This is a genomic window from Lentisalinibacter sediminis (assembly GCF_040706615.1).
GTDB lineage: Bacteria > Pseudomonadota > Gammaproteobacteria > Steroidobacterales > Woeseiaceae > Lentisalinibacter > Lentisalinibacter sediminis.
In genome coordinates this window covers 78676-90840 of sequence record NZ_JAPDRF010000002.1, presented here as the reverse complement: position 1 = coordinate 90840, position 12165 = coordinate 78676, and the positions used below count along the sequence as shown (strand labels likewise).

Annotated in this window: 11 protein-coding genes; 8 read left to right on the top strand and 3 right to left on the bottom strand. The window is 71.0% G+C overall.

Annotation, left to right across the window (positions count from 1 at the left end; translation table 11 throughout):
• Nucleotides 1-2: 2 nt before the first annotated feature.
• Both ACJMKX_RS03285 and ACJMKX_RS03280 read right to left on the bottom strand, forming a co-directional pair.
• Nucleotides 3-1598, bottom strand: a complete 1596-nt coding sequence (locus tag ACJMKX_RS03285; protein WP_405220973.1) for a gamma-glutamyltransferase family protein — start codon at nucleotides 1596-1598, stop codon at nucleotides 3-5.
• Between the two features lie 11 nt (nucleotides 1599-1609).
• Entirely contained in the window at nucleotides 1610-2719 is a 1110-nt protein-coding gene (locus ACJMKX_RS03280; protein WP_405220970.1) for an S-(hydroxymethyl)glutathione dehydrogenase/class III alcohol dehydrogenase, read from the bottom strand.
• A 168-nt stretch (nucleotides 2720-2887) separates the two neighbouring features.
• Here ACJMKX_RS03280 and ACJMKX_RS03275 point away from each other — a divergent pair, with 168 nt between their 5' ends.
• From ACJMKX_RS03275 to ACJMKX_RS03250, 6 genes are all read left to right on the top strand, one after another.
• Entirely contained in the window at nucleotides 2888-3475 is a 588-nt protein-coding gene (locus ACJMKX_RS03275; protein ID WP_405220967.1) for a hypothetical protein, read from the top strand.
• Nucleotides 3476-3611: 136 nt separating this feature from the next.
• Nucleotides 3612-4736, top strand: a complete 1125-nt coding sequence (locus tag ACJMKX_RS03270) for a prephenate dehydrogenase/arogenate dehydrogenase family protein (RefSeq protein WP_405220964.1) — start codon at nucleotides 3612-3614, stop codon at nucleotides 4734-4736.
• Nucleotides 4717-5805: a GGDEF domain-containing protein gene (locus ACJMKX_RS03265; protein ID WP_405220961.1), complete on the top strand. Its 1089-nt coding sequence runs from the start codon at nucleotides 4717-4719 to the stop codon at nucleotides 5803-5805. Before ACJMKX_RS03270 ends, ACJMKX_RS03265 begins: the two co-directional genes overlap by 20 nt.
• 145 nt (nucleotides 5806-5950) lie before the next feature.
• On the top strand, nucleotides 5951-7018 hold the full coding sequence (locus tag ACJMKX_RS03260) for an extracellular solute-binding protein (protein ID WP_405220958.1): 1068 nt from the start codon (nucleotides 5951-5953) through the stop codon (nucleotides 7016-7018).
• Nucleotides 7015-8640 carry an ABC transporter permease gene (locus ACJMKX_RS03255; RefSeq protein WP_405220955.1) on the top strand — a complete coding sequence of 542 codons (1626 nt, stop codon included), beginning with the start codon at nucleotides 7015-7017 and terminating at the stop codon, nucleotides 8638-8640. Before ACJMKX_RS03260 ends, ACJMKX_RS03255 begins: the two co-directional genes overlap by 4 nt.
• Complete coding sequence (locus ACJMKX_RS03250) at nucleotides 8641-9717, top strand: ABC transporter ATP-binding protein (RefSeq protein ID WP_405220952.1); 1077 nt, start codon at nucleotides 8641-8643, stop codon at nucleotides 9715-9717.
• On the opposite strand, the gene ACJMKX_RS03245 is transcribed toward ACJMKX_RS03250, so the two are convergent.
• Nucleotides 9695-10669, bottom strand: a complete 975-nt coding sequence (locus ACJMKX_RS03245) for a FecCD family ABC transporter permease (protein ID WP_405220949.1) — start codon at nucleotides 10667-10669, stop codon at nucleotides 9695-9697. The two genes, ACJMKX_RS03250 and ACJMKX_RS03245, sit on opposite strands and share 23 nt — an antisense overlap.
• A gap of 63 nt (nucleotides 10670-10732) precedes the next feature.
• On the opposite strand from ACJMKX_RS03245, the gene ACJMKX_RS03240 reads away from it, so the two are divergent.
• On the top strand, nucleotides 10733-11314 hold the full coding sequence (locus tag ACJMKX_RS03240) for an RNA pyrophosphohydrolase (RefSeq protein WP_405220947.1): 582 nt from the start codon (nucleotides 10733-10735) through the stop codon (nucleotides 11312-11314).
• A 139-nt stretch (nucleotides 11315-11453) separates the two neighbouring features.
• On the top strand, nucleotides 11454-12155 hold the full coding sequence (locus ACJMKX_RS03235; RefSeq protein ID WP_405220945.1) for a DUF6776 family protein: 702 nt from the start codon (nucleotides 11454-11456) through the stop codon (nucleotides 12153-12155).
• The last annotated feature ends 10 nt before the right edge of the window (nucleotides 12156-12165 follow it).

The following is a 12165-nucleotide window of genomic DNA, read 5'->3' as shown; positions in this document are numbered from 1 at the left end:
CGCTATTCTGCGTCATCGCCTGCGGCGGGGCCAGAGTTCGTGGCAGGGGGCGTGGCAGCGGGCGCGGTGCGCCCGAGGCACACGCCGCCCGCCCGCCGCGGATCCGCGGCGATCTCGAAGCCGCGGCGCTCGTCGTGCAGCACTGCGCCGACGCCGCCGAAGTACATGCTGAGTTTTTCGAAGGTGCGCACGGGCAGACCGCCGTCGGGCATCGGCAGGCCGGGCTCGCAGGCCACCCGGTCGCCGTCGTCGCGGATCTCCACGTGCAACCGCGGATGCGCGACCGCGGCATCCAGTGCCATGCCGAGCCGGAAGTAGTTGACGAGTACCTGGCACAGTGCGGTCGTGATGCGACCCGCGCCGGGCGTGCCGATGGCCAGCACGCGGCCGTCGCTGCGGGCGGTGGTCGGCGCCATGTTGGAGGGCAGCCGGGTGCCCGGCGGCCCGCACACGAGGCCGCGCCGGTTCAGCTCGATCTCGCCGAGGCAGTTGTTCAACCACAGTCCGGTACCGGGCGGCATCTCCCCGGAACCGTAGCCCGATGAGACGGTGATGGCGCAGGCAAGCCCCTGCGCGTCGACCGCCGAGGTGTGCACGGTGGAGCCCGACTCCCGCAACGCCGGCAACCGGCCCAGCTCGCCCCGCCGCGCGGCGGCCAGCAGCGCCTCGCCCTCGGCTGCCGGATCGTCGGCCAGGTCCAGGCGCTCGCGGCGCCAGGTGAGCGCGCCATACATTGCCGCGATCAGGCGGGCGACGGTCTCCTCCGTCCAGCCCTCCAGCGTCTCGTGGTCGAGTTGCTCCAGCATGGCGCCGAGCACCGCGCCGCCGATGGCGGGCGGCGGATTGGTGGCGATATCCCAGCCGCCGGTGCGGATGGTGAGCGCCGGCCGCAGGATGGGACGGTAGGCGGCCATGTCCGCCAGCGTCAGCGCACCCTCGCCCGCGCGCACATGCTGGACGATGGCTTGTGCGAGCTCGCCCTCGTAGAACGCCCGCACCCCGTCGCGGGCGATCAGCTCGAGGCTGTCGGCGAGATGGGGCACGCGCACGGTGTCGCCCGGCGCGAGCAGCCGACCTTCGGCGTCGTGGATGGCCGCTCGGGAGTCGGGCGAGCGGCTGAAGACGACGTCGCCGGAGTATTCCAGGTAATGATGGCAGGCCGAGGCGAGCGGGAAGCCTTCCCGCGCCGCGCGGATGCTCGGCTCCATCAGCGCCGCCCAGGGCAGCCGGCCGTAGCGCCGGGAGGCCTCGGCCAGGGCGGCCGGTGTGCCCGGCACCGCCACCGAGCCCGGGCCGATGACGGTCTCGAGCCCGCCGCCGTAGTCCATGCCCACCCGGATGCCGCCCCGGCCGATGGCGTCGGCGTCCAGGCCGCGGCCGGGCATCTCGACATAGCCGTCGATGGTGACCGGATCGTCGTCCGGCGGCCAGACCACGGCGTAGCCGCCGCCGGCCAGCGCACAGACGCCGGGCTGGGTATTGGTGGATGCCATCGATGCGGCGACTGCCGCATCGACGGCGTTGCCGCCGTCCTCGATGACCGCCAGCGCCGCCTCGGCGGCGAGGGGCGAGGTGGTGGCGACCGCGACTTCCGACATGCGGCGGCCGGTCAGAAGTGGATGACCGCGCGGATGCTCTTGCCCTCGTGCATCAGGTCGAAGGCCTGATTGATGTCCTCCAGCGGCATCGTGTGGGTGATGAACTCGTCCACCCGGATCTCGCCGTGCAGATACTGCTCCACCATGCCGGGCAGCTGGCTGCGCCCCTTGGTGCCGCCGAAGGCCGTGCCGCGCCAGACGCGGCCCGTCACCAACTGGAAGGGCCGGGTGGATATCTCCTCGCCGGCGCCGGCGACGCCGACGATCACCGACTCGCCCCAACCCTTGTGGCAGCACTCCAGCGCCGCGCGCATGAGCTGCACGTTGCCGACGCACTCGAAGGAATAGTCCACGCCGCCGTCGGTCAGCTCCACGATCACTTCCTGGATGGGCGCGTCGTAGTCCTTCGGGTTCACGGTGTCGGTGGCGCCGAGCTGGCGGGCGAGCTCGAATTTGTCCGGGTTCACGTCGATGGCGACGATGCGGCCCGCCCGGGCCATGACCGCTCCCTGGATCACCGACAGGCCGACCCCGCCGAGCCCGAACACCGCCACCGTGGCGCCCGGCTCCACCTTCGCCGTATTCAGAACGGCGCCGACGCCCGTGGTGATGCCGCAGCCGAGCAGGCACACCTTCTCCAGCGGTGCCTCGGGACTGATCTTCGCCACGGCGATCTCCGGCAGCACGGTGTATTCGCTGAACGTCGAGGTGCCCATGTAGTGGAAGATCGTCGTACCGTCCTTCGAGAAGCGCGACGTGCCGTCGGGCATCAGGCCCTGGCCCTGGGTGGTGCGGATGGCCTGGCAGAGGTTGGTCTTGCCCGAGGTGCAGAAGCTGCACTCGCCGCACTCCGGCGTGTACAGGGGGATGACGTGGTCGCCCGGTTTGACGCTGGTCACGCCGGGACCGATCTCCTCCACGACGGCGCCGCCCTCGTGGCCGAGGATGGCGGGGAAGAGGCCCTCCGGGTCGGCGCCCGACAGCGTATAGGCGTCCGTGTGGCAGACCCCGGTGGCCACGTTCCTCAGCAGTACCTCGCCTTCCTTCGGGCCGGCCAGGTCGATGGTCTCGATCTCCAGGGGTTTGCCGGCTTCCCAGGCCACGGCTGCGCGGGTCTTCATCGCCTTTTCTCCCGATGTACTGATCGCAGGGAATTGGAAAACGGGGATGACCGAATGGTCGCACGATACCGGTGCAGCCGCCACCGGCCGGCGGAGGCACCGCGTTCAGGGCCCGTTCATGCCGCCTGGCCGAAACTGTGCCCGAACCCGCCGCAAAGGAGGCGCATCATGGAAAGCAGGATCCATACCCGTTTCGCAGGCGTCGCGGCGCTCGCCGCGGGCCTCGTGCTCGCGGTGCCGGCCGGTGCCGCAGACCTTACGCAGCCCGGCACGGCGACCGATGCGGCCTGGCAGATCGACAAGCCGTACGGCGCCGCGCACGACCGGTTGCCGGTCCATCGCACGAGCGACTTCGGTTTCTTCTACCGGGACCGGGACGGGTTTTTCTTCGGCTACGACCCCCGGGATGGCCGCCGCTGGTATCGCGACCTGCGGCGTCAGTACTACTACGACCGCTATTACGATCACCGCAAGCGCCGCTGGGCGCGCGACCGTCGCCACTACCGGGACTGGTACCGGCGCTACTACCGCCACTACGGCGACTATCGTGACCCCAGTGACCGTCGCTACTACCGGGACTACCGGGACTACCGGGACCGCCGCGGCTGGGACGACCGTCGGCGCGACCGTCATCACGACCGCCACGAGAATCGCCGCGACAAGAAGCACGAGCGACGCCGCGGCCACAGCGACGAGCATCGTCGCGGACGTGGCCACGACAACGACCATCGCCGGCGCGGCCGCGGCCGGGACTGACCCGCCCGCCGCCGCACCGGTTGCATCGGTAACTGCTGCTGCACCGCCTCGGCCCGCCACGCGCGGGCCTTTTTTTGTTGCCCGCCGCTGCCCGGCTTAGTACAAAGGCGGGGTTCTTGCAGACTGCGGGCAGACAATGGATCTTGACGAATTGCGTGCGCGGCTCTCCGCCGTGGACCGGGAATTGATCGAGCGGGTCGCGGAGAGGCAGCGCATCGTCGACGAGATCGGCCGGAGCAAGATGACCACCGGTCGCGCCACGCGCGACTTCAGGCGCGAGAAGGAAGTGATCGACCTGGGCCGCCGGCAGGCCGAGGAGATGGGTGTGGACCCGGCCCTGGCGGAGTCGCTGCTGACCCTGCTGATCCGTTCGTCGCTCACCCACCAGGAGCAGGCACGGGTCACCGCGGAGGGCCGCGGCGACGGCCGCCGGGTGCTGGTAATCGGCGGCTCGGGCAAGATGGGCGGTTGGCTCGTCGGTTTCTTCGCCTCCCAGGGCTTCGACGTCACCATCGCCGACCCGGGCCCCACCGATCTGCCCGTGGACTACTACGCGGACTGGCGCGAGGCCGGCACGGACTACGACATCATCGTGGTGGCGGCGCCGCTCGCGCGCAGCGCGGATATCCTGGCGAGCCTGGCCGGGCTGAAACCCCGTGGGCTGATCTTCGACGTCGGCTCGCTGAAGAGCCCGCTGAAAGAGCCGCTGCAGGCGCTGGCGCGGGCCGGCTGCCGCGTCACCTCCCTGCATCCCATGTTCGGACCGGATACCCGCCTGCTCTCCGGGCGCCACGTGATCTTCTGCGACGTCGGCGTGGCGGAGGCCACGGCCGAGGCCCGGGAGCTGTTCGCCGCCACCATGGCCGAGCGCATCGACATGGACCTGGAGGACCACGACCGGCTCATCGCCTACGTGCTGGGCCTGTCCCACGCGCTGAACATCGCGTTCTTCACCGCGCTGGCGGAGAGCGGCGAGGCGGCGCCGCGGCTCTCGACCATGTCCAGTACCACTTTCGACGCCCAGCTCGACGTCTCGGGCCGGGTGGCTGAGGAGAACCCCAATCTCTATTTCGAGATCCAGCGCCTGAACGAGTTCGGGCTCGAGCCGCTGGACGCGCTGTGCCAGTCGGCGGAGCGTATCCGCGAGCTGGTGCGCTCCGGCGACGAGGCGGGATTCGTCCGCCTGATGCGCCGGGGCCGCGAGTACCTCGCCAGCCGCGCGACACCCGATGGAGGTAACGGTGAGCAGCCCGGAGGATGAGCTCCGCCGCCTGCGCGGCCAGCTGGCCCTGCTGACCGAGGAGGCGGCCAACAACGAGGCGATATTGCGCCGCTCACGGGAGCGGGAGCTCGCGCTGCTGAATGCGGAAAACCTGCCGGAGCTGTTCCGGCGTCTCACCCGTGGGCTGCGGGAGAGCTTCGACCTGCCCCACGTCTCGGTGCTGCTGTGCGACCCCGATCACGAGGTGCGCCATCTGCTGATCGCGGCGGGTACCAGCCCGGAGGAGCTGCCGGACGTGGCGCTGGTGGACGCGCTCACCGGCATCGCGCCCCATTACACGACGCTGCGCGGCCCCTGGCTCGGCCCCTACAGCGCGGCCGACCATCAGCTCATCTTCGGCCGCGGCACGGTGCCTGCCAGCATCGCGCTGATCCCGCTGGAGCGGCAGGGCCGGCTGATGGGCAGCCTGAATTTCGGCAGCGCAGATCCCGGCCGCTACACCCGCAGCCACGGCACGGAATTCCTGGGCCATCTCGGCGTCATCGCCTCGTTCGCGCTGGAGAACGCGGTGAACCGGGCCCGGTTGCTGCGCAGCGGCATCACGGACGTGCTGACCGGCTGGCACAACCGGCGCTATCTGCAGACCCGGCTGCGCGAGGAGCTGGCGCGGTCCCGCCGGGACGGCTCGCCGCTCACGCTGCTGCTGGCCGACATCGATCACTTCAAGCGGGTGAACGACAATCACGGTCACCTGGCCGGCGACCTCGTGCTGGCCGAGGTGGCCCAGCGAATCGAGTCCCGCATCAGGGCGAGCGACGTCGCTGCCCGCTACGGCGGCGAGGAGTTCGTGCTGCTGCTGCCGGACACCGATGCCGTGGCCGGGCTCAGCCTGGCGGAGCGCCTGCGCGCCGCGGTGGCCGAGCGACCCGTCGCACTCGCCGACGGCACGGAGCTCGAGCTGACCATCTCCGCGGGGCTCGCCACGGTGACCCCCTCGCGGGCGGACGAGGATCTCAAGACCCTGGCAGAGAGCCTGCTCGCGCGGGCCGACGTTGCGCTCTACGAGGCCAAGTCCGCCGGCCGCGACCGGGTGGCCGCGTCGGGCTGAGCACGGCCTCCGCCGGCCGGCCCGTGACCCGGAGCCCGCTGTCTGTGATAATGAGAACCATTATCAATTGTCATTGTCGATATCGTCGCCGGCAATCGGGTATCAACCCCGGGATCGAACTCGGGACAAGGAACGGAGTGATTTCATGAAATTCACGAAACGGCTCAGGACCACCGCATGGGTTCTCACCGGCGCCGCGCTGGCGGCGGCCTGCGGCGGCGGCGAGCCGGACTCGGCCGCGCCGGATGAGGCGGCGGGCCCGGCGTCCGCCGCGGCGGACAGGGTGGTGGTCTACTCGGCGCGGGCCGAGCACCTCATCAAGCCCATCTTCGACCGTTACACGGAGGAGACCGGTGTGGAGGTCGCCTACACCACCGACAAGGAACAGCCGCTCATCCAGCGGCTGCTGGCGGAGGGCGAGAATACCGACGCGGACATGCTGCTGACGGTGGACGCGGGCAACCTCTGGTACGCGGCCGAGCAGGGCGTGCTGCGCCCGGTCGAATCGCAGGTCCTCGAGCAGAACGTTCCGGATCACCTGCAGGACCCGCAGAACCGCTGGTTCGCGCTCTCGGTCCGCGCACGCACCATCGTCTATTCCACCGAGCGGGTGGACCCGCAGTCCCTGGCGGGTTATGCCGACCTCGCCGACGACGAGTGGCAGGGCCGGCTCTGCCTGCGCACGTCGAAGAAGGTCTATAACCAGTCGCTGGTTGCCATGCTCATCGCCCGCTACGGCGAAGAGCGCACCGAGGAGATCGTGCGCGGCTGGGTGGACAACCTGGCCGCGGACGTCTTCTCCAACGACACCAAGCTGATGGAGGCCATCCTGGCCGGGCAGTGCGACGTGGGCGTCGTCAACAGCTACTACTTCGGCCGGCTGCAGAAGGAGCGCGGCACGGACCTGGCAATGGCGCTGCACTGGCCCTCCGGCGAGACCGGCGGCGTGCACATCAACGTCTCCGGGGGTGGCGTGACGAAGCATGCGCCACGCGCGGCCGCGGCCGTCGCCCTGCTCGAGTGGCTGTCTTCCCCGGCGGCGCAGGAGATGTTCGCGGGCCTGAATCTGGAGTTCCCCGCCAACCCTGCCGTGTCCGCCGATCCGCTGGTCGCCGCCTGGGGCGAGTTCGAGGCGAGCGACATGCCGGTGGCCCGGGCCGGCGAGCTGCAGACGGCCGCGGTCAAGCTGATGGACCGGGCCGGCTATCGTTGAGCGCTGACCGGCGGCCGGCCGCGGGCGGCCGCGCCTGGATCGTCGTCGCCGGCCTCATCGCGGTGATGACGGCGACGCCGCTGGCCGTCGCCGTCGCGTCGCTGTTCTCGCCCGATCAGGCGGTCTGGGCCCACCTGGCCGAGCACGTGCTGCCCCGGGTGCTGGTGAACACGCTCTGGCTCGTGCTCGCCGTCTCCGCGCTCACCGCAGTCATCGGTGCCAGCCTGGCCTGGCTGACCGCCGCCTGCGAGTTCCCGGGGCGGCGCTTTTTCAACTGGGCGCTGCTGCTGCCGCTGGCCGTGCCCGGCTACGTGCTCGCCTTCGCTCTCGCCGGCCTGTTCGAATACACGGGCACCGTGCAGACCGCGCTGCGCGGCGCCTTCGGCGACGGGGCAGGGCTGCCCGGGCTGGGCGCCCGCGCAGCCAGTATCCTGACGCTGACGCTCGCCCTGTTCCCCTATGTTTACCTGATCGCCCGCCATGCCTTCGCCACCCAGGGGGTGCGCGGGCTGGAGGTGGCCCAGTCGGTGGGGATGACGCCGGCCCAGGGTTTCCGGCGGGTCGCACTGCCGATGGCGCGGCCCTGGATCGCCGCCGGCGTGGCGCTCGTGGCCATGGAGACCCTGGCGGATTTCGGCACGGTGAGCGTGTTCAACTACGACACCTTCACCACGGCCATCTACCAGGCCTGGTTCTCCCTCTTCTCGCTGGACGCGGCGCTGCAGCTCGCCAGCGTGCTCGTGCTGCTGGTGGCGGTGGCGGTGGTCACCGAGCGCCGCTTCCGCGGCCGCGCCCGCTTCGAGGCGGTGGGCAGCGGCGGCGGCCGCCGCCGGCTGCATCTCGCGCCCGGCGCCGCCCGGCTGGCCACCGGCTACTGCAGCCTGGTCTTCCTGGTGGCGTTTGCGCTGCCGGTGCTCCAGCTCGTGGCGTGGACGGTGCAGACCTTCGCCGCCGAGTTCGATCCCCGCTATCTCGCCTTCGCCGGGCGCAGCGTCTTCCTGGGTCTGGCGGCGGCCATCGTGATCGTCATCCTCGCGCTGTTGCTCGCCTACGCCGTGCGCCTGCGGCCGGGGCCGCTCGCCGCCGGCTTCGCGCGGGCCGCCACCCTGGGTTATGCCATCCCGGGCGCGGTCCTGGCCGTCGGGTTCTTCGTGGCCATCGTCGGACTCGGCGAGGGCATCACCGCCGCGGCCCGCGCGCTGCTCGGCGCCGGCGTCGCCCCGGTGGTGCTGACCGGCACGGTGGTGACCATGCTGCTCGCCTACGCCGCCCGCTTCCTGGCCGTGGGCCACGGGCCGGTGGAGAGCGCCATGCAGCGCATACGCCCCAGCCTCGATGACGCGGCCCGGGGCATGGGGGTGGCCGGGCTGAGGCTCCTCGGTCGGGTGCATGTGCCGATCCTCGGCACCGGCATCGCCACCGCCGCCCTGCTCGTTTTCGTCGACGTCATGAAGGAGCTGCCGATCACGCTGATGACCCGCCCGTTCGGCTGGGATACCCTCAGCGTCCGCGTGTTTCAGCTCACCTCGGAGGGGCACTGGGAACGCGCCTCGGTCTCCGCCCTGTCCATCGTGCTGGTCGGCCTGATCCCCGTGCTGCTGCTGAACCGTCGGAGCGGCTGAATGCTCACGATCGAACAACTGAGCCATGCCTACGGCGACCAGCCCGTACTGGAGGGCGTCGACCTCGTGCTCGAGCGCGGCCGCATCGGCTGTCTGCTCGGGCCGTCCGGCTGTGGCAAGACCACCGTGCTGCGCTGCATCGCCGGCTTCGAGCGTCCCGCCGGCGGGCGCATCAGGGCAGACGGGCGCGAGCTGTCGGGGCCGGGCGTGCACGTGCCGCCGGAGCGCCGGCGCATCGGCATGGTGTTCCAGGACTACGCCCTGATGCCGCACCTGGACGTCGCCGGCAACGTGGCCTTCGGACTCGCCGCGCGCAGCGGCTCCCGCCAGCAGGACCGGGTGCGCGAGATGCTCCAGCTGGTCGGGCTGCCGGGGCTGGAGGGCCGTTATCCCCACGAGCTCTCCGGCGGCCAGCAGCAGCGGGTCGCCCTGGCGCGGGCGCTGGCACCGGAGCCCGGCCTGTTGCTGATGGACGAGCCCTTCTCCAACCTGGACGCCGGCCTTCGCGAGCGCCTCGCCGCCGAGGTGCGCGACATCCTGAAGTCCGTCGGAACGACGGCGCTCATCGTCACCCACGACCATCAGGATGCCTTCTCCGTGGCCGACGACGTCGGCGTGCTCACTGCCGGGCGGCTGCTGCAGTGGGATACGGCCTACAATATCTATCACCGGCCGGCGGACCGGTTCGTGGCCGGGTTCGTCGGCCAGGGCGTCTGGCTGCCCGGCGTGGTGCGCGGACCGCACACCGTGGAGACCCCGGTGGCGACCGCGACCGGGCGCATGACCGAAGCGCTGCCTGTTGGCACCGAGGTCGAGCTCCTGCTGCGGCCGGACGATGTCGTGCACGACGACGAGAGCGCGCTGAAGGCCCGAGTCGTGAGCCGGCGCTTTCGCGGCCCCCAGTTCCTCTACGAACTGAGTACGGCCGACGGCAGCCGATTACTCTCCGCCGTGCCGAGCCATCATGACCATGCGGTCGGCGAGATGATCGGCATCCGCATCGAGACCGACCACATGGTGGTGTTTCCCGGCGGCGCGGCCGCCGGCCGGGACCCTAGCGCCGCTGGCGCCACATGAGCGCCAGGAACAGGGGCACGCCCAGCAGGGCCGTGAGCGTGCCCACCGGCAGCTGACGGGGCGCCATGGCCGTGCGCGCCAGCGTGTCGGCCACCACCAGCAGGCAGCCGCCGGCGACGGCGGCTGCCGGTATCACGCGGCGGTGTTCGCTGCCGGTCACCAGGCGGATCATGTGCGGCACGACGAGGCCGACGAAGCCGATGGTCCCCGCCGCAGTGACGGCGACGCCGGTCAGCAGGGCCGCGCCGACGAAGATCGCAGCCTGTACCAGTGCGACCCGCTGCCCCAGGATGGCGGCCATGGTCTCGCCCCGCGCGAGCACGTTCAGTTCCCGGGCGGCGGCCAGGGACAGCGCGGTGCCGACCGCGAGAACCACCAGCAGGGGTGCCGGCGCGTGGGCGAAAGAGAAGTCGCCCATCAGCCAGAACAGCATGCCGTGGATGCCCTGTTCCGGCGACAGCGTGAGCAGCAGGCCGATCACCGCCGAGAGCCCCGAAGCCAGGACCACGCCGGTGAGCAGCAGCCGGGCCGGGGTCCAGCTGCCGCTGCCGTGGGCCACCACAAACACGATCAGCATCGCGCCCAGGGCGCCGGTGAAGGCGCCGGCGTCCACGGCCCAGGGCGCCAGCCCGACGGAAAGGGCGGCCAGCGCCCCGACCGCGGCGCCGCCGGAAGTGCCGAGGATGTAGGGATCCGCGAGGGGGTTGCGCAGCAGCACCTGCATCAGCACGCCGGCCAGCGCCAGCAGCCCGCCGACGGCGAAGGCGGACAGCGCGCGGGGCAGGCGCAGCTGCAGCACCAGGTCGCGTTCGCCGGCGCTGCCGCCGCCGGCCAGGATCTCCGCGATCCGCGCCAGCGGCAGGGATTCGCTGCCCGTCGCAAGCGCCGCGGCCAGGCAGGTGAGGGCCAGCAGCAGGAGGCCGGGCAGGAGCAGCTTCTGCGCCACGGTCATGAGGCTTCCGGTCGCTGGTCCGGTATTCGGGATTGTGGAAGAATGACGGCCAAGAGGTTTTCCATGAATTCCGACAATATCGACGAGCACGGCTTCCGCGCGAACGTCGGCATCATACTGGCGAACGAGGCCGATCGTCTGCTGCTGGCCGGCCGCGCCGGACGCAAGGGCTGGCAATTCCCCCAGGGCGGCATCGACAGCGGCGAGAGCGCGGAGCAGGCGATGTTCCGGGAGCTGTACGAGGAGCTCGGCCTCGAGCACCACGACGTCCAGGTGCTGGGGGCCACCCGGGACTGGATCTCCTATCGCCTGCCGCAGCGCTACGTCCGCCGCCGGGGCCAGGGCGACAGTCCCGTCTGCATCGGCCAGAAGCAGCGCTGGTTCCTGCTGCGCTTCGTCTCCGCCGAGGAGCGGCTGCGCCTCGACCTGAGCCACACGCCCGAGTTCGACCGCTGGCGCTGGGTGGATTACTGGCGTCCGGTCAACGAGGTCATCTACTTCAAGCGCCGGGTCTACGCCCGGGCGCTGTTCGAGCTGGCCACCCACCTGTTCCCGGAGGGGCCGCCGCCGCAGCCGCGCTGGTGGCCGCACCGCTGGCGGGCGGTGTTCACGAAGGACCTGCGCCGCGCCGGGTTCACGCCCTGAGGGCATCGCGGCGTCCGGCCGACCCAGCGCCGCTGGCGGGCCGGTGCGTGGCCGATCCGTGACACACCGCACTTCCGGGGGCGGCGGCCGCCGCGTACCATAGCCCCCGTTTTGACAGAATCCCGCGATCCCGGACCCTATGCCGAATGCCTCCCCGATCCGCAGCCGTGTGCTGGCCGCTGTCGCCCTCGCGGCCGTCCTCGGCGCCGGCTACCTGGTGTACGAGGCGGGCCGGCTGCACGCGGGCTACAACCGTCTCGAGACCGCCCGCGAGCGGGACGATCTGACCGGGCGCATCGCTGCGCTGGAGGCCGAGGGGGCGGCGCTGCGCGAGGAAGTCATCAAGCTGGAGACGCTGCGCAAGACGGACCAGGAGGCATACAAGGCCATAGACGAGGGTTTCCGCTCGCTGCAGGACAAGATCCAGGAACAGCGCGAGGCCATTGCTTTTTACCGCGGCATTATCTCGCCGGCGGACTCCAGCAGCGGTCTGCGGGTGCAGGACTTCCAGGTATTGCGCGGCGCGGAGGAGTCCCGCTATCGTCTGCGGCTGGTGCTCGTGCAGGTGAAACAGCACCACCAGCGCGTGTCGGGGACGGTGCGCCTGTCGGTGGACGGGGCGCGGGGCGGCGAGGCCGTCACCATCCCCTTCGCCCAGCTGGCGGCCGAAGACGGCGGCGCGCGCTGGGCGTTCTCGTTCCGGTACTTCCAGGACTTCGAGCGGGAACTGGTGCTGCCGGAGGGATTCGAGCCGGATCGTGTCAATGTCGAACTGATGCCGAGCGGCAGCGGCAACTCGGGCATCAAGCAGAGTTTTCCTTGGTCCACGAGCCCGGGATGAACCCGGGGGT

What these genes read in the sequence shown, in the direction of transcription:
- ACJMKX_RS03235 (WP_405220945.1), top strand. Translation starts at nt 11,454, where the DNA reads ATGCCGAATGCCTCCCCGATCCGCAGCCGTGTGCTGGCCGCTGTCGCC.
- ACJMKX_RS03275 (WP_405220967.1), top strand. Translation starts at nt 2,888, where the DNA reads ATGGAAAGCAGGATCCATACCCGTTTCGCAGGCGTCGCGGCGCTCGCC.
- ACJMKX_RS03240 (WP_405220947.1), top strand. Translation starts at nt 10,733, where the DNA reads ATGAATTCCGACAATATCGACGAGCACGGCTTCCGCGCGAACGTCGGC.
- ACJMKX_RS03245 (WP_405220949.1), bottom strand. Translation starts at nt 10,669, where the DNA reads ATGACCGTGGCGCAGAAGCTGCTCCTGCCCGGCCTCCTGCTGCTGGCC.
- ACJMKX_RS03280 (WP_405220970.1), bottom strand. Translation starts at nt 2,719, where the DNA reads ATGAAGACCCGCGCAGCCGTGGCCTGGGAAGCCGGCAAACCCCTGGAG.
- ACJMKX_RS03270 (WP_405220964.1), top strand. Translation starts at nt 3,612, where the DNA reads ATGGATCTTGACGAATTGCGTGCGCGGCTCTCCGCCGTGGACCGGGAA.
- ACJMKX_RS03260 (WP_405220958.1), top strand. Translation starts at nt 5,951, where the DNA reads ATGAAATTCACGAAACGGCTCAGGACCACCGCATGGGTTCTCACCGGC.
- ACJMKX_RS03250 (WP_405220952.1), top strand. Translation starts at nt 8,641, where the DNA reads ATGCTCACGATCGAACAACTGAGCCATGCCTACGGCGACCAGCCCGTA.
- ACJMKX_RS03285 (WP_405220973.1), bottom strand. Translation starts at nt 1,598, where the DNA reads ATGTCGGAAGTCGCGGTCGCCACCACCTCGCCCCTCGCCGCCGAGGCG.